The sequence below is a fragment of the Castellaniella sp. genome, assembly GCF_041677825.1.
Taxonomy (GTDB): domain Bacteria; phylum Pseudomonadota; class Gammaproteobacteria; order Burkholderiales; family Burkholderiaceae_B; genus Castellaniella.
The window spans coordinates 1-19,827 of sequence record NZ_JBAYPG010000011.1; the positions used below are offsets into that span (position 1 = coordinate 1).

General features: G+C 65.6%; 16 protein-coding genes. 6 read left to right on the forward strand and 10 right to left on the reverse strand.

Going from position 1 to position 19,827, the window contains the following annotated elements:
- From WCY17_RS06250 to gluQRS, 4 genes are all read left to right on the forward strand, one after another.
- A partial coding sequence (locus WCY17_RS06250; protein WP_372701318.1) for a carboxyl transferase domain-containing protein occupies positions 1-975 on the forward strand: 975 nt, incomplete at its 5' end.
- A gap of 12 nt (positions 976-987) precedes the next feature.
- The gene (locus WCY17_RS06255) at positions 988-3,015 is read left to right on the forward strand and encodes a biotin carboxylase N-terminal domain-containing protein (RefSeq protein ID WP_372701319.1); all 2,028 of its coding nucleotides are present in this window, start codon (positions 988-990) and stop codon (positions 3,013-3,015) included.
- Positions 3,016-3,038: 23 nt separating this feature from the next.
- Positions 3,039-3,506 (forward strand): DUF494 family protein, encoded by a 468-nt coding sequence (locus WCY17_RS06260; RefSeq protein WP_372701320.1) that lies wholly within the window; start codon positions 3,039-3,041, stop codon positions 3,504-3,506.
- Positions 3,507-3,636: 130 nt separating this feature from the next.
- Positions 3,637-4,623: a tRNA glutamyl-Q(34) synthetase GluQRS gene (gene gluQRS, locus WCY17_RS06265; RefSeq protein ID WP_372701321.1), complete on the forward strand. Its 987-nt coding sequence runs from the start codon at positions 3,637-3,639 to the stop codon at positions 4,621-4,623.
- A gap of 108 nt (positions 4,624-4,731) precedes the next feature.
- Here the strand turns inward: gluQRS and WCY17_RS06270 are convergent, their stop codons facing one another.
- Positions 4,732-7,482 (reverse strand): DNA topoisomerase III, encoded by a 2,751-nt coding sequence (locus WCY17_RS06270; RefSeq protein WP_372701322.1) that lies wholly within the window; start codon positions 7,480-7,482, stop codon positions 4,732-4,734.
- A gap of 230 nt (positions 7,483-7,712) precedes the next feature.
- A complete protein-coding gene (gene dctP, locus WCY17_RS06275; protein ID WP_372701323.1) occupies positions 7,713-8,696 on the reverse strand; it encodes a TRAP transporter substrate-binding protein DctP in 984 nt (327 codons plus the stop codon).
- 195 nt (positions 8,697-8,891) lie between these two features.
- On the opposite strand from dctP, the gene WCY17_RS06280 reads away from it, so the two are divergent.
- Entirely contained in the window at positions 8,892-9,959 is a 1,068-nt protein-coding gene (locus tag WCY17_RS06280) for a tartrate dehydrogenase (protein WP_372701324.1), read from the forward strand.
- Here the strand turns inward: WCY17_RS06280 and WCY17_RS06285 are convergent.
- The 8 genes from WCY17_RS06285 to WCY17_RS06320 all read right to left on the reverse strand — a co-directional run bounded on the left by WCY17_RS06285 (position 9,941) and on the right by WCY17_RS06320 (position 18,564).
- On the reverse strand, positions 9,941-11,176 hold the full coding sequence (locus WCY17_RS06285; RefSeq protein ID WP_372701325.1) for an MFS transporter: 1,236 nt from the start codon (positions 11,174-11,176) through the stop codon (positions 9,941-9,943). The two genes, WCY17_RS06280 and WCY17_RS06285, sit on opposite strands and share 19 nt — an antisense overlap.
- 7 nt (positions 11,177-11,183) lie before the next feature.
- Positions 11,184-12,944 (reverse strand): biosynthetic-type acetolactate synthase large subunit, encoded by a 1,761-nt coding sequence (ilvB, locus tag WCY17_RS06290; RefSeq protein ID WP_372701386.1) that lies wholly within the window; start codon positions 12,942-12,944, stop codon positions 11,184-11,186.
- Between the two features lie 172 nt (positions 12,945-13,116).
- Positions 13,117-13,896: an SDR family NAD(P)-dependent oxidoreductase gene (locus WCY17_RS06295; protein ID WP_372701326.1), complete on the reverse strand. Its 780-nt coding sequence runs from the start codon at positions 13,894-13,896 to the stop codon at positions 13,117-13,119.
- The gene (locus WCY17_RS06300; RefSeq protein WP_372701327.1) at positions 13,880-14,296 is read right to left on the reverse strand and encodes a PPC domain-containing DNA-binding protein; all 417 of its coding nucleotides are present in this window, start codon (positions 14,294-14,296) and stop codon (positions 13,880-13,882) included. Before WCY17_RS06300 ends, WCY17_RS06295 begins: the two co-directional genes overlap by 17 nt.
- A complete protein-coding gene (locus WCY17_RS06305) occupies positions 14,283-14,891 on the reverse strand; it encodes a hypothetical protein (RefSeq protein ID WP_372701328.1) in 609 nt (202 codons plus the stop codon). Before WCY17_RS06305 ends, WCY17_RS06300 begins: the two co-directional genes overlap by 14 nt.
- A gap of 13 nt (positions 14,892-14,904) precedes the next feature.
- The gene (locus WCY17_RS06310) at positions 14,905-16,527 is read right to left on the reverse strand and encodes an acyl-CoA synthetase (RefSeq protein WP_372701329.1); all 1,623 of its coding nucleotides are present in this window, start codon (positions 16,525-16,527) and stop codon (positions 14,905-14,907) included.
- Positions 16,527-17,696, reverse strand: coding sequence for an acetyl-CoA acetyltransferase (locus tag WCY17_RS06315; RefSeq protein WP_372701330.1), 1,170 nt, complete (start codon positions 17,694-17,696; stop codon positions 16,527-16,529). The genes WCY17_RS06310 and WCY17_RS06315 overlap by 1 nt, the downstream gene beginning before the upstream one ends.
- Positions 17,641-18,564, reverse strand: a complete 924-nt coding sequence (locus WCY17_RS06320) for an IclR family transcriptional regulator (protein WP_372701331.1) — start codon at positions 18,562-18,564, stop codon at positions 17,641-17,643. Before WCY17_RS06320 ends, WCY17_RS06315 begins: the two co-directional genes overlap by 56 nt.
- 182 nt (positions 18,565-18,746) lie before the next feature.
- On the opposite strand from WCY17_RS06320, the gene WCY17_RS06325 reads away from it, so the two are divergent.
- A complete protein-coding gene (locus WCY17_RS06325; protein ID WP_372701332.1) occupies positions 18,747-19,757 on the forward strand; it encodes a DctP family TRAP transporter solute-binding subunit in 1,011 nt (336 codons plus the stop codon).
- Positions 19,758-19,827: the final 70 nt, after the last annotated feature.

Sequence of the window (19,827 nt, forward strand, 5' to 3'; positions counted from 1 at the left end):
ACCATCTTTCTTGGCGGCCCGCCATTGGTCAAGGCGGCCACGGGCGAAGTGGTCTCGGCCGAAGACCTGGGTGGCGGTGACGTCCATACCCGCCTCTCGGGGGTGGCCGACCATCTGGCTGAGAATGATCTCCACGCCCTGCGCCTGCTGCGCGATGCCGTGGCACGCCTGAACCGTCCCGCCCTGCCGGATGCAGGCCCCTGGCAGGCGCCGGCCTACGACCCGGCCGAACTCGATGGCATCATTCCGGGCGACACCCGCAAGCCCTACGATGTGCGCGAGGTGATCGCCCGCATCGTCGACGGTTCCGAGTTCGACGAATTCAAGGCGCGCTTCGGCACCACGCTGGTCACGGGCTTTGCACATCTCTATGGCATGCCCGTGGGCATCGTGGCCAACAACGGCATCCTGTTTTCCGAAGCGGCCCAGAAAGGGACCCATTTCATCGAGCTGTGCTGCCAGCGCAATATCCCGCTCATTTTCCTGCAGAACATCAGCGGCTTCATGGTCGGGCGCAAGTACGAGAACGAGGGCATTGCCCGCCACGGCGCCAAGATGGTCACCGCGGTGTCGACGGCGGCCGTGCCCAAGTTCACGGTGATCATCGGCGGCTCGTTCGGGGCCGGCAACTACGGCATGTGCGGCCGGGCCTTCGACCCGCGTCTGCTGTTCCTGTGGCCCAATGCGCGCATTTCCGTGATGGGCGGCGAACAGGCAGCCAGTGTGCTGGCCACCGTGCGCCGCGACAACATCGAACGCCAGGGCGGCCACTGGTCGGCAGCCGACGAAGAAGCCTTCAAGGATCCCGTGCGCGCGCAATACGAGCACGAAGGCCATCCCTACTACGCCACGGCACGCCTGTGGGATGACGGCATCATCGCGCCCGCCGACACCCGCCGGGTCCTGGGCCTGGGGCTGGCCGCAGCCCGTCAGGCTCCGCAGCAGCCCACCCGCTTCGGCGTCTTCAGAATGTAAGGAGTTCCCACCGTGTTTCAGACCCTGCTGATCGCCAATCGGGGCGAAATCGCGTGCCGTATCGCAGCCACAGCCCGCCGCCTGGGCATGCGCACCATTGCGGTATATTCCGCTGCCGATGCCCAGGCGCGCCACGTACAGGCCTGTGACCAGGCCGTGCACATCGGCGGCGCGGCACCGGCCGACAGCTATCTGCGTGCCGACGCCATTCTGGAGGCGGCACGCCGTACAGGTGCCGAGGCCATCCACCCCGGCTATGGGTTCCTGTCCGAAAATGCCGATTTTGCCCGGGCCTGCGCGCAGGCCGGCCTGATCTTCGTCGGTCCGCCCGCAGACGCCATCGCGGCCATGGGCAGCAAGGCCGCAGCAAAGCGCATCATGGCAGAAGCCTCGGTGCCCCTGGTCCCTGGCTATCATGGCGAGCGGCAAGAGGCCGGATTCCTCCAGGAACGCGCACAGGAGATCGGCTTCCCCGTACTCATCAAGGCCAGCGCAGGCGGGGGCGGCAAGGGCATGCGCATCGTCCACGAAGAGGCGGCCTTCGCGGCCGCCCTGGCGTCCTGTCAGCGCGAAGCGGCCAGCAGTTTCGGCGATGCCCGGGTGCTCATCGAGCGCTATCTGCTCAAACCCCGGCACATCGAGATCCAGATCTTCGCCGACACGCACGATCATTGCGTGCACCTGTTCGAGCGCGACTGCTCGGTCCAGCGGCGCTACCAGAAAGTCATCGAAGAGGCCCCCGCACCGGGCCTGACGCCTGAGCGTCGCGCAGCCATGGGCGCTGCGGCCATCGCCGCAGCCCGGGCGGTGGGCTACGTGGGCGCCGGTACGGTCGAATTCATCGTCGAACCCGACGGGCGTTTCTACTTCATGGAGATGAACACCCGGCTGCAGGTCGAACACCCGGTCACCGAAGCGATCACCGGCCAGGATCTGGTCGAATGGCAGTTGCGCGTGGCGGCCGGCCAGCCGCTGCCGCTCACCCAGGAGCGCCTGAAGATCCACGGCCATGCGATCGAGGCGCGGATCTACGCCGAGAACCCCGACAATGACTTCCTGCCCAGCACGGGCCAGCTGGATGTACTGCGCTGGCCCGAACACACTGCGTTTCGAGTCGGCGCCTTGCGGGTCGATGGCGGGATACGCGAAGGCGACACCATCACTCCGTACTATGACCCCATGGTGGCCAAGCTCATCGTCCATGGTGCCGACCGTGCCCAGGCCTGCCAGCGCATGCGGCGTGCATTGCAGGCCATCCGCTGCACCGGGGTGCATACCAACATTGCCTTTCTCGACCGCCTGATCGCCAATCCGGCCTTTGCCGCGGCCGATCTCGATACGGGCCTGATCGTGCACGAACACGAGCGTCTCTTTCCAGGCGCCCGTCCGGCACCCGAACAGGCGCTGGCCCTGGCCACCGCGCGCATCCTGCAGCACACCGGCCAATCGATGCGCCCGGCCGCAGTACAGCCCGGTACCCCCTGGGCCGTGCTCGATGGCTGGCGTGTGGTGGGCGCACATGAACAATCCTTCGTCTTTGCCAGCGCCACGGGCGAACACACCGTCCATGTGCGGCATCGCGGGTCACACTGGGCATGGCAGGCCGACCAGGGCCCCGAACATGACTTCGAATGGCACGCCGATCCTGCAGGCGGGGCCGGGCTGCGTATCCGGCTGGGTGACGTCGTCAGTCAGGGGGAAGCCTGGCTGCACGGTGAGCGCCTGGACGTATTTTGCGATACGGGCCGCCACACCCTGAACTGGGTGGATCCCATCGCCCAGGCTGTGGGCACGCTGGATCAGGCCGCCGGTGGCCTGAGCGCGCCCATGCCCGGCAGGATTCTGTCGGTGTCGGTGGCTGAGGGCGACACCGTGACGCGTGGCGCGGCCCTGATGGTCATGGAAGCGATGAAGATGGAACACACCATCGAAGCGCCACATGATGGCATCGTGGGCCAGATCCTGTTTGCGGTGGGCGACCAGGTCCAGGAAGGCGATACCCTCATCGAACTGCAGGAATCGGAATCCGGTACACTGTAAGGTGTTTCAAGTGTGCCGCCGCCATGTACGACATTCTGGTTTACCTGTTCGAAAACTATCAGGCACCCCAGGCCTGCCCACGGGCCGAGATCCTGGCCAGCAAGCTGGCTGCCGAAGGCTTCGAACACGAGGACATCGACGATGCCCTGCGCTGGCTGCAGGGCCTGGCCATCACCACCGAGCACTGCCAGTTGCTGTCGGCCGAAGGCCGGCAGTCGGCGCAGGCCAGGCGCATCTACACCCACGAGGAATACCGTGACCTCGGCACCGAGGCCATTGGCTTCATTGCATTCCTCGAGCACTCGGGGGCACTGCCGCCCTCATTGCGCGAAATCCTTGTCGAATGCGCCTGCTCGGCCAACCACGGCCCGCTGTCGCTGTCCGAGATCAAGGTACTGGCTCTGATGGTACTCTGGAGCCAGCAGGCCGAAGTCGAACACCTCATCTTCGAAGAGCTGCTGGCCCACGAAGAAGACCCGCCGCTGCACTGATCGCCATGGCCTGCGGCCGCGCCCCGCAACACCAGCCATGCGCTGGCCAGGCCGGTGTCAACAGCCACCGGGGTCGGCCCATGGACATGGGGGCGGTGGGCACGTGGGTAACAGGCCTGTGGGCCGTGCCATGACACCTTACGTTGGCCGTTTCGCGCCCAGCCCCAGCGGCCCCCTGCATGCGGGTTCGTTGCGCGCGGCCCTGGCCAGCCATCTCGACGCCCGTGCCCATGGTGGACGCTGGCTGCTGCGCATCGAAGACATCGACGAACCCCGAACCGTGCCGGGCGCAGACCGCACCATCATGCAGCAGCTGCAGGCATTGGGCCTGCACTGGGACGCACCGCCGGTCTGGCAGAGCCAGCGCCACCCCCTGTATGCACACGCCTTTGCACAACTGCAGCAGGCCCGCCAGGTGTATCCCTGCCACTGCCACCGCAAGGACCTGCCGCCCGGGCCCTATCCCGGTACCTGCCGGCCCGGCCGACACAATGACCCGCGGCAGCGTGACCTGAAACAGCGGCCTGCCGCTGATCTTGCATCGGACACCCCGCCTGCGCTGCGCCGCGGCGAGTCCGGGCAAGCAGCCCAGGCCACCTGCAGCTGGCGCTTCCAGGCACCCCATGGCCAGGAATCCTTTGTCGACCGCTGGTATGGCCCATGCCACCAGGACGTGGCGGCCGAAGTGGGCGATTTCATCGTTCGTCGTGCCGATGACCTGTGGGCCTATCAGCTGGTGGTCGTGGTCGATGATGGCGCGCAGGGTGTGACCGATGTGGTGCGCGGCAAGGACCTGCTGCCGTCCACGGCACGCCAGCGATGCCTGGCCCGCGCGCTGGGCCTGCAACCGCCGCGCACCTTGCATGTCCCCCTGCTGTGCGACAGCCAGGGCCACAAATTGTCGAAACAGAACCACGCACCGGCGCTGACCATACAGCAGCCCCTGACCTGCCTGCAACAGGCCTGGCGGGGCCTGGGCTTTGCCCCGCTGGCGGGGGTGCGCTCGGTGCCCGGTTTTCTGGCCCAGGCCACGGCCATCTGGGCCAGACGGTTCGGCCCCCGGAGCCACGGCGGCCATCCGGGCCAGCAGGCTGACCCAAATGTACGGATCGGGTAGGCCACGCTCGACCAGACGGGCCGAGCCGCGGGCCGGCAAATCACCCACCAATGACCGGATTCATGCCCACCCTGGCCAATCTGACGGGGCGGACCGAGGCCCAGTGCGTCAGCCGTCGGCCGGCTCGCCGGCCGGTTCGGCCGCCCCGGCCCGGGTCGTGGCTTTTCTGGCCGTGGTCTTCGCCGTTGCCGCTTTCTTTGCCGTGGATTTCGTCGTGCCAGGCTTCGTTGCAGCAGATCTGGCCGAGGCCGTCCCGGTCGCTGCTGCTTTCGTAGCTGCTGCTTTCGTAGCTGCTGCTTTCGTCGCTTCTGCTTTCGTGGATGCCGCCTTCGTGGATGCCGCCTTCGTGGATGCCGCTTTCGACGTGGCTGCTTTCGACGTGGCTGCTTTCGTCGTGGCCTTTTTGGCCGGCCGCGGTTCGAACTCGAAGCCGATCTTGCCATCGGCCTGGCGCACCAGAAAGGCCTTGAACTTGCGATGCGTACGGCTGGAGACGAAGCCATCGAGCAGATCGGTCTTGCCGTCAGCCAGGAGCTTGCGCATCTGGTCGGCGCTGATCGCCTGCTGGAGGATCACCTTGCCACTGCGGAAATCGCAGGTCTTTTCGGGGCCCACCGAGCGCTCGCAGACGTAGTTCATGCCGTGTTCGTAGACGCTGGCCTGGCAGCGCGGGCACGGTCCCAGGGACGTCTGGCCGGAAAAATCCACCGGCTCGGCATCGTCGTCGTCTTTCTGGCCGAAATCGAATTCCAGCTTGTACTCATCGTTGATGCGCAGCACCGCAGCGAATGGCCGGCCCATCTTGCTGATGAAACCGGTCAGTGGCCCGAGCACGCGATCCTTCAGCAGCGCCTCGACCTCGGCCACCTCGAACGTACGCCCACCGGGGTGCTTGCCTATCGAGAAATCGCAGGCAGTGCAGGCATAGCGCCGGTAGTTCTCGCGCACCACGCCGCCACACCGCGGGCACGGCGTCTGCAAGGTGACATAATCCCCCGGCACCGTATCACGCTCGTATTCCTTGGCACGCTTGACGATCACCTGCGTCATCTGCGCGATCTCGCGCATGAAACTGTCACGGTCCAGCTTGCGCTGCTCGATCAGTTTGAGCTGATGCTCCCATTCACCGGTCAGTTCGGGCGATGTCAATTCGCTGACCCCCAGGCCGGCCAGCAGCGTCATGAGTTGCCGGGCCTTGGCACTGGGCACCAGTTCGCGCCCTTCACGACGCAGATAGGCTTCGTTGAGCAGGCCTTCGATGATGGCGGCGCGGGTGGCCGGTGTCCCCAGGCCGCGCTCGGACATGGCCTCGCGCAAAGCCTCGTCATCGACCCGCTTGCCGGCACTTTCCATGGCCGACAGCAGCGTGGCTTCGGTATAGCGGGCCGGCGCACGGGTGGCCAGGCCACGCGCTTCCATGTCTTCGGTGCGGACCCGTTCGCCATCGGCCACGGCCACCAGCGAGCCCTCTTCGCCTTGCGCCTCGCGCCCGTAGATGGCCAGCCAGCCGGGAGCCACCAGCACCTTGCCTTCAGTCTTGAAGTGATGCCCTGCAACCTGGGTAATGCGCGTAGTGATCCGGAACTCCGCGGCTGGAAAAAAGACCGCCAGGAAGCGACGGGTCACCAACTCGTAGATCTTGAACTCCGCCTCGGACAGTTCGCGCGGAATCTGCAGCGTGGGAATGATGGCAAAGTGATCCGACACCTTGGCATCATCAAAGATACGCCGGTTCGGCCTGACCCACTGCTGCGCGACCACCTGGGCGGCAAAGGGCTGCACCGTGCGGGCCGTACCCGCCTCGCTGGCGGCCAGACCCGCCATGGTCTGCTGCACGGTCGACAGATAATCCTGGGGCAAGTACCGTGAATCGGTACGCGGGTAGGTCAGGGCCTTGTGGCGCTCGTACAGGGTCTGAGCGATGGACAGCGTGGTCTTGGCAGAAAACCCGAAGCGGGCATTGGCCTCGCGCTGCAGCGTGGTGAGATCGAACAGGGCCGGCGAGAGCTGGGTGCTGGGCCTGGACTCTTCCTGCACCGTGCCCGACTGCCCGCGACAGGCCGCCACGACGCTTTGCGCGGCAGCGGCCGACCACAGGCGGGATTCGCGGGCCTCGGGGTCGTTCTCGTTCTTCCTGAAGGCCGGATCGAACCAGCGCCCTTCGTAAAGGCCAGCCGCCGCAACGAATGTGGCATGCACCTCCCAGTAGTCGCGCGGCACGAAGCGGCGGATCTGCTCTTCACGCTCGTTCACGATCGCCAGCGTGGGGGTCTGCACCCGCCCGACCGGCGTCTTGAAGAAGCCGCCATCCTTGCTGTTGAAGGCCGTCATGGCCCGGGTGCCATTGATACCCACCAGCCAGTCCGCCTCGGCCCGTGAACGTGCAGCGGCCTCGAGCGGTTTCATGGCCTCGTCGTCGCGCAGGTTCTCGAAAGCCTCGCGGATTGCGGCCTGGGTCATGGAGCGCAGCCACAGGCGCCATACGGGCTTGTTGACCTTGGCATACTGCATGATGTAGCGAAAGATCAGCTCGCCCTCGCGCCCGGCATCGCAAGCGTTGATGACCGCAGTGACATCCTTGCGCCTGATCAGCTTGACCAGCAATTTCAGGCGCTCGGTCGAGCGCTTGTCGACAGGCCCCAGTTCGAACTGCTCGGGGATGACCGGCAAATGGGCAAAGCTCCACTTGCCGCGTACCGGGTCATTTGGGGCCACCAGGCCCAGCAGATGCCCGACACTGGAAGAGAGCACATATTGCTCGCTTTCGAAATAATCGCCCGTACGCGTGAAGCCGCCCAGGGCCCGGGAGATATCCAGGGCAACCGAAGGCTTTTCTGCAATGATGAGTGTTTTGGTCATGAAGTTCCACAGGCGGCACATGTGGGGCCGCATTGGCACGGATCATACGAGCCAGCCGGGCAGCGTGCAAGTTCGGCGGGTTCCGCGCGCCCTGCACGCCACCACCGCCCGTACTGGAAATTCATGCCGCTGGCCCGGCCCCGGCATGACCCGGCATGATCCCTGCCGGGGCGCCGGCGCGGGCCGCCCCGGCGATGCCCGCAAGGCCGGATGCACCAATGCGGAGCTGCTCAACGCGTGCCGCGCAAGGCGTCGATCAGTGCCTGGCCAAAAATATCGACATAGGCCGGGTACACGGCCTGCGTTGCGTGCACGAAGGCTGCGCGATCGACCTCATTGAGCTGCATGCCCTGGGCCTGCAGGGTCGTGGCGCCATCATGAATCTGGATCTTGCTGACGAAATCACGCATGTCCTGAGCGGCCTTGCCGGCCGCCTGGCGCATCTTGGCCTGGTCTGCGGGTGTGAGCCCGGCCCAGGTCTTGGCCGACATGACGATCAGCGCCGGTTCGTAGAACATATTGGTGGCAGACGCATATTTCTGCTCTTTCCAGATGCGTGTCGGCAGCAGCACGGCGTAGGGGTTGACTTCGCCATCGAGCGTGCCCGCGCGCAGATCGGCCACGATGCGCGGCCAGTCCTGTATCACGGGCTTCGCACCCAGGGCCTGCAGGGTCGCCTTGTGCAGCGGATTGTCGGCAATCCCCACCGTCATGCCCTGCATGTCGCCCGGCACCCGGACCGGACGCTGATTGTTGGTGACCTGGGTGAAGCCCTGATCACCCCACGCCAGGGCAACCAGATCGTGGTGGCCGAGCTCGGCCAGGATCTTCTGGCCAGTCTCGCCATCCAGCGCGCGGCGCGCGTGATCCAGGTCTGCGAACAGGTAGGGCAGGCTGAAGACTTCGATCTGCGGCACCATGTCACGGACTGCATTGCCCGGCACCACCGCCATGTCGAGCGTGCCATCCTGCAGGCTGCGCAGCATCGCGGAGGGATCGGCACCATCCGTGTTGGGACGCTGCTGTACGTGAAAACCCGAGTGCTGACCTTCCAGCGCGTCCTGGAAGGCCTGGGCCGCAATGCCGAAATGCGAGAAATTCGACAGCGGATAGGCAACGGACAGCGTTTTCTGCGCAAGTACCGGGGTACTGACGGTCAGACCGGCCAATGCCGCAGTGGCCAGCCAGGCCTTGATTCTATGACTCTGAAACATGGTGGAATCCTCCGGATGATAGCGTTCGGAACGCCGGGACAGGGGCTTGCGAGCCCGATGTTACATTTCTAGCATGAAGATACATCGAACCTCAACGAAAATATGCCCACTGTTTGATCTGCATCGAACCTGCATGCCGCGCGCAGGACACGGAAAAACTGCTAGAGTAGGCACCTGCTCCAATCAGGTGACCCTATGATGACACACAACATCGCCGTGATCCCGGGTGACGGGATCGGAATCGAAGTCATGCCCGAAGGCCTGCGCGTATTGCAGGCCGCGGGCACGCGTTTCGGCTTCGCCCTGCATTTCGAGACCTTCGACTGGGGCAGCGATCATTACATGCGCCACGGCAGCATGATGCCCGACGACTGGAAAGACCAGATCGGCGGGCATGATGCCATTTTCTTCGGCGCCGTGGGCGACCCCGGCCGCGTCCCCGATCACATTGCGGTCTGGCAGTCCATCCTCACCATCCGGCGGGAATTCGATCAATACATCAACCTGCGTCCGGCCCGCCTCATGCCGGGCGTGCCATGCCCCTTGGCCAACCGTGCCCCGGGCGACATCGACTTCCTGATCGTGCGCGAAAATACCGAGGGCGAATATTCGAACGCGGGCGGGCGCCTGTTCGCAGGTACCGAGCGCGAGATGGCCATCCAGGAATCCGTTTTCACCCGCACCGGCACGGACCGCGTGCTGCGCTACGCATTCGAACTGGCTTCGAAGCGGCCCCGCAAGCACCTGACCGCCGCCACGAAGTCAAACGGCATCTCGATCACGATGCCGTTCTGGGATGAGCGCGTGGCGGCCATTGCGGAAGAATTCCCGGATGTCACCTGGGACAAGTTCCACATCGACATTCTCTGTGCCCACATGGTACGGCACCCCGATCGCTTCGACGTCGTGGTCGCTTCCAACCTGTTCGGCGACATCCTGTCCGACCTGGGCCCCGCCTGCACCGGCACCATCGGTATCGCGCCATCGGCCAACCTCGATCCCGAACGCCGCCATCCGTCGCTGTTCGAACCCGTGCACGGCTCGGCGCCGGATATCGCCGGCCGGGGCATTGCCAATCCGGTCGGCCAGATCTGGTCAGCCGCCCTCATGCTCGACCACCTCGGGCACGCCGATGCGGCCTCGGCCATCGTGCAGGCGATCGAAGCCGTGCTGGCCCAAGGGCCCCGCACCCCCGACATGGGTGGCCAGGCCGTCACCACAGAGGTGGGCCAGGCCGTCACCCGTCAGGTGCTGGCGGGCTGAAATGCCTGCCGGCTGCGCCACAGCAGCCACAGGCTGGCGCCCGCCGGCACCACCAGCACGGCATAGGCCAGGACATAGCTGTGCAGGCCGCCCGCCACCAGCCCGAAGGCGGGCGGGCCGAGCACATTGCCCAGAAAGGTGATGGACAGCGTGCCGCCCGTGGCGATGCTGGCTTTTCCTGCCGGCGCCTGACGCGCCACTTCGGCCAGATAGACGCCATTCCAGCCGATGGCACAGAAGCCGAACACCAACAGCAGGGCCCCCAGCAACCAGAGCGGCCCTGATGGGCTGACCGGCATCAGGACAGCGCACAGGGCGACCAGCAGGGCAATGGCCCCCAGCGCACGCAGGGGGCCCAGAAAACGGTCGGATGCGTACCCCCAGAGAATGCGGCCTGCCACCCCCGCCATCTGCGACAGCGCCGCCAGCAGGCCGGCCGTCACCAGGTCGATGTCCATGTCCTCGTGCAGGCAGGTCACCAGATACGTCACCAGCGACAGCTGGGTGACCGAGAACAGAAAAGACACCGCGGCCAGCGCCCGCAGACTGCGTTGACCGAACACCAGGCGCAGCGGCCCGGCGAGATTGCCGATCAGCGACACCGGATGCGCCGGGTCCCGATCGGCATCCAGCGTACGGCACAGCGGCTGGATCAGCAGGGCACAGGCAAGGCTGCAGGCGGCCACCATGGCAAAGGCCATCTGCCAGGAGCCGAACTCGGCCAGCCCCGGCACCAATGCACCCGCCAGCACGCCTCCCAGCGGCACGCCGGTCTGCTTGATGGAAAAGACAAAGGACAGGCGATGCGCCGGCGTACTGCGGATCAGCAGGTGCGAACTGGCCGGTGTGATGGGGCCATAGCCCACGCCGATGAGCAGGGCCCCCAGCGCCGTGACGGCCACATGGGGCACCAGGCTGACCAGCAAGCCGCAGGCACACAGCACCAGACCCGCCTGGCTGGCGCGTATGGCTCCATAGCGCCGCACGAGGCCGCCCGAAACCAGACTGGAGGCCATGGCCGCGGCATAGGCCAGGGCGACATACAGGCCCACGTGCACCGGCGAGACCCCCAGCGAACGGGCCACCACCGGGGCCACCACGGGCAGCGTGAGCAGGCACATCGCCACCAGCGACTGCACGGCCAGCGTGGCCAGCAGAACAATGAGCCCCGAATCCGCCCGGGCACCCTGCGTTCGACGGCCGTGCACCCCGGGCATCTGCGGATCAGTCTTCGACGTACCAGGTGTCTTCGGACAGCATGACCTGCTGGTGTCCATAGCCCGCCGGCATCATGGGAAAGCAGTTCTGCAATGGCACCACGGCCACATCCAGAAAATAGGGCCCGTCATGCGCCAGGCAGGCCTCGAGGGCCGCATCGAGATCACGCGGGTGGGCGACGCGCGCCGCGCCCCAGCCAAAAGCACCGGCCAGGGCCACGAAGTCGGGGATGGATGCGTTGTAGCTGTGGCTGTAGCGCCCGCCGTGTATGAGTTCCTGCCACTGCCGTACCATGCCCATGTGCCCGTTGTTGCACACGATCACCTTCACCGGTGCCCGGTGCTGCATGGCCGTGGCCAGTTCCTGGATGTTCATCAATACCGAGGCATCGCCACTGATGCAGACCACGGTCTTGTCCGGATGGGCGATCTGCGCCCCGATGGCCGCCGGCAGGCCATAGCCCATGGTGCCGGCACCCCCCGAGGTCAGCCAGCGATTGGGCCGGTCGATCGAAAGGTACTGGGCAGCCCACATCTGGTGCTGCCCGACATCTGTGGACACCACGGCATCCTGCCCCTGCAGGCAGCGATCGATGCGCAGCATGAGATCCTGGGGCAGGATCACGTCTTCGGCTGGTGCCACCTTCAGGCAATCGCGCGCCTGCCACACCGCAATGCGCTGCCACCATTCATCCAGCCGCCCGCAGGCCAGCGGCCAGGCGCCCAGTTCCTTGTGCAGGGCGCGCAGCAGAGGGTAGCAATCACCCACCAGCGCCACATCGGCACGCACCACCTTGTCGATCGAGGCCGGGTCGATGTCGAGGTGGATTTTCTCGGCATGCGGGCAGAAATCGGACAGGCGGCCGGTGATGCGGTCATCGAACCGGGCCCCCACGCAGATGATGAGATCGGCATGGTGCATGGCCAGATTGGCCTGCAGGGTGCCGTGCATGCCCAGCATGCCCAGAAATTGCCCGTCGCCCGCCGGATAGGCCCCCAGGCCCATGAGCGTGAGCGTGCAGGGTGCCCCGGTGGCCTGCACCAGGCTGCGAAACGCATGGCAGGCATCCTGCCCCGAATTGATCAGCCCGCCGCCGCCATAGAACACCGGGCGGCGAGCACGGGCGATCAGGGCCGCCGCCCGCTTCAGGGCCGCCTCGGTACCCGGTGAAAACGGCTCGGGTGCATCGGCCTCGATCTGCACGACGGTGTGCTCTGGCTCGACGGCCGCCATCTGCAGATCTTTGGGAAAATCGAGCAGTACGGGCCCTGGCCGCCCGCTGTGGGTCAGGCGCAAGGCCTTGGCGGTCAGCTCGGCCACATCCTGTGCGCGCCGGACTTGCGCATTCCACTTGGTGACCGGACGGGAGATCGCCACGGCATCGCATTCCTGGAAGGCATCGGTGCCAATCGCACTGGTGGCCACCTGGCCGCTGATGCACAGCACGGGAATCGAGTCGCACAGCGCATCGAGCAGGCCGGTGGTGGTGTTGGACATGCCCGGCCCCGAAGTGACGAACACCACTCCGGTACGCCCGGTGCTGCGTGCGTAGCCTTCGGCAGCGTGCACGGCCGCCTGCTCATGGCGCACCAGTACGTGCCGCAGGCGGGGCTCGGCGTACAGCGCGTCATAGAGGGGCAGCACCGCACCCCCAGGGTAGCCGAATACCGTATCGACGCCGTGGGCAATCAGGGTATCGAGCAGGACTTCAGCGCCGTTGCGCTGTGTTGGCGCACAGGGAGTCGCCGGCCGGGCCGGGGACAGGATCGAGGCAGTCTGGGGAGCATTCACGGTACGACCTGTTTCGGGTGTGGGCCCGCCACGACGACGTGCGGGCTTGTGGCCCGGCGGCGCCAGAACGGGCAGGACAATGGCGAAGGACGCGCTGACCACAGTGGATGCTGCGCGGCCAAGAGCGATCGCCCCAGTGTATCGCTTTTCAGGCCGCTGGTACGGGTAAACCCATGGCCGTGAAACCACCATCCACGGCAATCACCTGCCCCGTGACGTAGGAAGAACCGTCGGGGTCGAGCAGCCAGCAGACCGGCCCGACCAGTTCATGGTCTGCGCCGTAACGCCCCATCGCCACCACCCGGTTCCAGTTGTCGCGCGTGACCTGCGTATGGATTTTGCGGGTGAGCGGCGTATCGATGGGGCCCGGTGCCACCGTATTCACCCGCAGCCCGCTGTGCGCCCACTCGACCGCCATGATGCGCGTCATGTTCAGCAAGGCCGACTTGGATGACCCGTACGCGACCCGGCCATAATTGCCGCGCATGCCCGACACCGAGGAAATCAGCACGATGGAACCGCTGCCGCGTGGCTGCATGACACGTGCCACCGCGCGCGCCGTGATGAAGGCGCCCGTCACATTGACATCCAGTATGCGGCGGAACATGGCCACCTCGGTTTCCAGCGCCGGCACCTCGGCCGCAATGCCAGCCGAGTGCACCAGACCGTGCAAGGGCCCGAAATCGGCTTCGCAGTCGGCCACCACCTGCTCGATGCGCGCTTCGTCGGTGACATCGGCCTGGGCAAACTGCAGCCGCCCGGCAGAGGCCCCGGCCAGCGCCTGACGCGCAGCCTCGATCTGCCCGGCCTGCACATCCACCGCGAGCACCCGCCAGCCTTTGGCCAGCAGCCCCTGCACCAGGGCCAGGCCGATGCCCGACACCCCGCCCGTCACCATCACGACCCTGTCTTCACTGGTATTGCGCATCGTCTGAAAGCTCCATTCGTTGTTCCACACACCATTCCTCGAGCACGACCTCGATCGTCATGCACGCTGGATTGCGCCCGCGCACAAACCGGCCGGCATGAAATTTCCCCTGCAGGTCCATCACCACCCCGGCCAGCAAGGCCTGCGGCAGACCATCGGCTGCAGCGCGGACCTCGCCCTGCAGGCTCATGATCTCGAGGGCCGGACCCGGGAGGTCGAGGCGACGCCCGCCCGCCACCTCGAGACAGGCATGCGCGAGGCTGCCCACACTGCTGCGCACCATGGCCACCGCCAGACCCGCCTCGCGTGCCGTGTGCTCGACGCTGCGCAGGAGATCCTCATTGGGATGGATGCGCACGTAGAAAATGCGCCCGGGAGCGCCCTGCTCAATGATCGCCATGAAGATTGTCCTCGGACAGGATGGGGTGGAAGACGGGCGTGCAGATTTCAGGATCATCGCCAATGACCAGACGCATGTGATCCAGTGCCCATAGCCAGGCCACGCCGGTTTGAGCCAGCATGCAGGCCTGCGGCAACAGGTGCCCGCCCACGAAATGGCCTGCGCGGTCGACCGTGAGCGCATGGCAATGGATTGCGGGCTGCCCTGCGGCCGTCTGGCCCACCGTGGCCCCGGCGCAGATCAGTTCCAGCGGCCCGGTGCGATCCCGCGGCGTGGTGTAGTGGGCCACCGGCACGACATCCGGGCTGGTCGCGATCTCGAAGTAGCGCAGGTGCGAAAACACCGCCTGCTGCAGCCCCAGACCGGCCGTGGAGACCTTCAATTGGCGCATGGCCGCCAGCACCGAAGTCTGCAATGTCTGGCCGGCCACCAGCGGAATACGCCAGACCTTCTGGCCATGCCCGGCCAGCACGTTGCGACGTACGGCATCGGGCGGCCCCGGGTGCTGCAGCACAGGCACGCCGGGATCGGGCCGGGTCGCGCTGTCGGGCCCGCCGGCCCAGGCACGGTTGCGATTGGCGAAATCAGCGATCATGATTCGATCAAGCTCAGGCAGCCGGGAACAGGCCGCGTTCCACGAGGGCCTCGCGCACGATCTTCTTGGTGATCTTGCCATAACCCGACTTGGGCAGCTCGGGCCAGATCACGCAGTGGCGCGGCTGCTTGTAGCGCGCGATGTGGGCATCCAGCCAGTGCTGGAAGGCGTCGGCATCCCAGGTGGCACCCTCTTCGAGCACCGCCACCATCACCCCGATTTCGCCCCAGACGGGATCCGGCATGCCCAGGATGCAGATCTCCTGCACCCACCCCGCTGCCAGGATCTTTTCTTCGATCTCGCGCGGGTAGATATTGGAGCCCCCCGAGATATACATGTCGGATTCGCGCCCGGTAATGGTCAGGTAGCCTTGCGCATCCAGATAGCCGATATCCCCCGTTCTGAACCAGCCATCGCGAAACGACTTGCGGTTGGCTTCCGGATTGTTGTAGTAGCCGGCAAACACCGCTGGCCCGGATACGCAGATCTCGCCTTGTTCGCCCGCAGGCAGATGGCGGCCGTCGGCATCCTGTATGCTGATTTCCATGCCCGTGCGCGGCCGGCCGCAGGACCCCGCATGCGGCATCAGGGCGTCATCGGCCGAGTGTTCCTCGGGCGGCAGCACCGTGATGTTGCCGGTGACCTCACCCAGGCCGAAATACTGCACGAGCACCGGCCCCAGCTTTTCGAGCGCCCGCTTCTGATCGGCACGGTACATGGGCGCGCCGGCATAAATGACATGACGCAGTGAGTCGTGGGCGTAGCGGTCCACACTTTCGTGTTCGACCATCATCTTGAGTATGGTCGGCACCGTGAAGAAATTGCTGATCCGGTGGCGTTCTATGGTGGCCCAAGCCGCCTCGGGTGAAAACCGCGCTTGCGTGCCAAACACCGTGGCCGCCCCGCGCGCCACCTGCGTCAGGTAGTGGATGCCGGCCCCGTGCGACAGCGGCGCCACCACCAGGCTGCGGTCGCGATGCGTGGTGCCGGGCATGAGATCGGCCAGGTGGTTGGTGAGCACGAACGCCATCTGACCGTGGGTCAGCACCGCCGCCTTGGGTTTGCCCGTGGTGCCCGAGGTGAAGAAGAACCAGCACGGGTCGTCGTACTCTACGGCCTGGGTGGCCCGGGCCTGACCCGCAGCAAGGGCGGCATCGATGCGCGCGCCAATGCCATCGGGGCCCGCCTGCGGGCCCAGGCCGGCCACCAGCCGCAGGCCATCGAGCGTGGAGGCCAGGGCGGCATGTTCGGGGTAGCCGGCATGACAGATGAAGGCCGCCACCCCCGCACTGCGCGCCAGATGATCGACCTCGTCGGGGGTGATGCGAAAATTCGTGGGCACCCACACGGCACCCAGGCGAAACGTGGCCAGCATGACCTCGATCTGCTCCACGCCGTTGGGAGAATGGGTCAGGATGCGATCGCCGCGCCCCAGGCCCGCCTGGGCAAACACCGCAGCCAGGGCGGCCACCCGCGACTCGAGGGTGCGCCAGGTGATCACCTGCTCGTCGACGATCAGGGCCGGTTCGTCGGGCAGGCGCGCCGCCGCCTGGCTGACGAACGTCGCCAGGTTCATGACCCGGCGCGATACGGGCACCAGGCCACCCAGTGGCGCTTTCGGGGCGTGTGCTGTCATTATTTGATCCGCTCGAGAATGCTCACGTAATTGGCGACGGCCGCCCCGCCCATGTTGAACACCCCGGCAAGGCGGGCGTCCGGGATCTGCATGTCGCCGGCCGTGCCAGCCAGCTGCATGCAGGCCAGCGCATGCATGGACACGCCCGTGGCACCCACCGGATGCCCCTTGGCCTTGAGGCCGCCAGACGGATTGACGGGCAGGCGGCCATCCTTTTGCGTCAGGCCCTCGCGCACCACCTTCCAGCCCTCGCCGCGCGCGGCCAGGCCCATGGCCTCGTATTCGATCATTTCGGCAATCGTGAAGCAATCGTGGGTTTCGACGAAGCTCAGGTCATCGAGCGTGACACCGGCCTGTTGCAGCGCCTGGCGCCAGGCCCGGGCAGCGCCTTCGAAGGCGAGCGGATCGCGCCGGCTGAGGGGCAGGATGTCGTTGACCTGCTGGCGCGCCCTGAAGCGTATGGCGCGCGGAAACTGATCGACCAGCGAATCGGCCACCAGCACCAGCGCGGCCGCGCCGTCGGACACCAGCGAGCAGTCTGTGCGCCGCAGGGGCGGGGCCACATACGGATTCTTTTCGGACACCGTGTCGCAGAACTCGACGCCCAGATCCTTGCGGATCTGGGCGTAGGGATTGTCGACCCCGTTCTTGTGATTCTTGGCTGCAATGACGGCCAGCTCATGGCTGAAGTCACCGTAGCGCTCGAAATACTGCGCGGCGAGCTGGCCGAAGATGCCGGCAAACCCCCCCAGGATGTCGGCCTCTTCCTTGCGATAGCTGGCATTGAGCAACAGGTCGCCCACCTCGGGGGTGGAGCGCGCCGTCATTTTTTCGGCCCCCACCACCAGCGCGACCTGCCCACGGCCCGATTCGATGAAGTCCATGGCCGCATGAATGGCCGCGCTGCCCGTGGCACATGCGTTTTCCAGGCGATTGGCCGGGACATGGGTGAGATCGGGGTCGGCCAGCGCCACCAGGGCGCCCTGGAAGTCCTGCTTCTGGAAGCCGTTGTTCATGACCCCGACATAAATGCCATCGACCTGCCGGCCGCTGATGCCCGCGTGTGCCAGAGCCGGCCCGGTGACCCGGGCCATCAGGGATTCGGTATCCGGATCAGACAGTTTCCCGAAGGGGATGTGTGACCATCCGGCGATGACTGCTTGCGTCATGGTGATGCCTCTTGGATTGGGTGGCCGCGGCGGCGGCCGATGAGAAAAAGATCGGCGCCAGGCCGGGTGCGGATGCCCGCGCGCAGAGGATCTGTTCGAGCGCACGGGCTTCCTGTGCCAGCAGGTCACCCAGGAACTGTTCGCGTTCGGGCGTTACGCGGCTTTCCACCGTCGCGATGCTGTAGGCCCCGATGACCTGGCCTTCGGGGTTGCGTACCGGCACGCCGAAACCCCAGGAGCCTTTCAGCACCTGCCCGCGATTGACGGCAAAGCCCTGCCTGCGCGTGGCCGCCACTTGACCCAGCAGCGATTCGCGCGTGTAGCCGGGAAAGGCCAGGCGGATTTCATCCATGACCGCAGCCAGCACCTGATCGATCTCGGCATCGGCCAGTGCCGCCAGCATGGACAGGCTGCCCCCCCCGACACCCAGTGGATGGCGGTCTCCCGCCTGGAGCACATGCGACTTGAGCGGATAATTGCCTTCATGGCGCAGCAGGCACAGCGACCAGGCCCCCTGGCGCACGGAAAAGAACGCGGCATCGCCCGTATGCTGCGCAAGGCGGCGCACCGGCATGTCCACATCATGGTGCAGGCCAAAGCGCGCCGCCGCCACCAGACCCAGGGCATGGCATTCCACCCCCAGAAAATACAGGCGCGTCTGCGCGTCTTGCTCGACCATGCCAGCCGCCACCAGGGCCGAGGCCAGGCGATGCGCAGTGGACTTGTTGAGCCCCGACTGCTGGCAGATGGACGACAGCGCCACGCCCTGATCGCGCCCGCGGGCGATCACGTGCAGCACGTTGAGTGCACGGTGCACCGCCTGCGTGCCGGCCGTGCGGTTGGGATCAGGCTGGTCGCCTTGTTTCACAATATGGACCTATAAGATGCTTCAGATCGATTATTTACCAACAATCGCCAAAAATCAAACGCTCTCTTTCACTAATAGGTGTAAATCCCGATGAGATCAACCGTTCCACAAGATAAAACTAATGGTTAGAATCGATGATGTCCATATTGGCCGGAAACGGCGTTCAATCCCAAGGAGATCCCATGAAACTATCCCGCCTGCGCCTCATTGCCCTGGCTTCGGCCGTGGCCTGCCTGGGTATGGTCGGCACGGCCTCGGCCGAAACCCTGCGCCTGTCGCACAACACGTCGGACACCACCACATGGCAGAAGGGGTCCGAAAAATTTGCCGAACTGCTCGACCAGGCCACCGATGGCAAGTACAAGGTGCGCATATTCCCCAACGCCACCCTGGCGGGTGGCGACCAGATGAAACAGGCCGAAATGACCAGCCGGGGCGCCATCGATTTCGTGGTCACCTCGGCCATCAACGTGACACCCATGGTGCCCGAAATGGCCGTGTTCTCGCTGCCCTACCTGTATGCCGACTACGCCGAGGTCGATGCCACCACACAGGGTGACGCCGGCAGAAAAATGGCCGACATCATGGCCGACCATGACATCATCGTGCTCGCCTGGGGCGAAAACGGCTTTCGCGAAGTGACCAACAACGTGCATCCAATCAAGACCCCGGCCGACCTCAAGGGCCTGAAGATGCGCGTGGCCGGGCCCATGTACATCGACGTCATGAAAGACCTGGGCGCCAATCCGCAACAGATGCAATGGACGGAAACCTTCTCGGCCCTGCAGCAGGGGGTGGTCGATGGCCAGGAAAATCCCATTGGCGCCGTCATCATCCCCCAGCGCGTGAACGAAGTGCAGAAATACCTCAGCACCTGGCACTATTCGTACGACCCCATCTTCATCGGCATCAGCAAGAAGCGCTGGGATGCCCTCGATGCGGACACCCAGCAGAAGATGCGCAAGGCCGCTGAAGACGCCATGGAATATCAGGTCGACATCACCCGCAAGGCCACCGACGACGGCATTGCCTACCTGCGTGAAAAAGGCATGGAAATCCACGAATCCACGCCCGAAGAACTGCAGCAGTTCCGCGCGGCCACCCAGGGCGCATTCGACACCTGGGCGGCCAAGGTCGGTGCCGATCTGGTCAAGACCTTCCAGGACAGCATCGCCGCCAAGAAAGGCTCCTGAGCCTGAGCCGATTCTGAAGGCCCCTCTGCCCGGTTGCCGCCGCTGCGCCGGGCGCATGGGGCCCCACGGG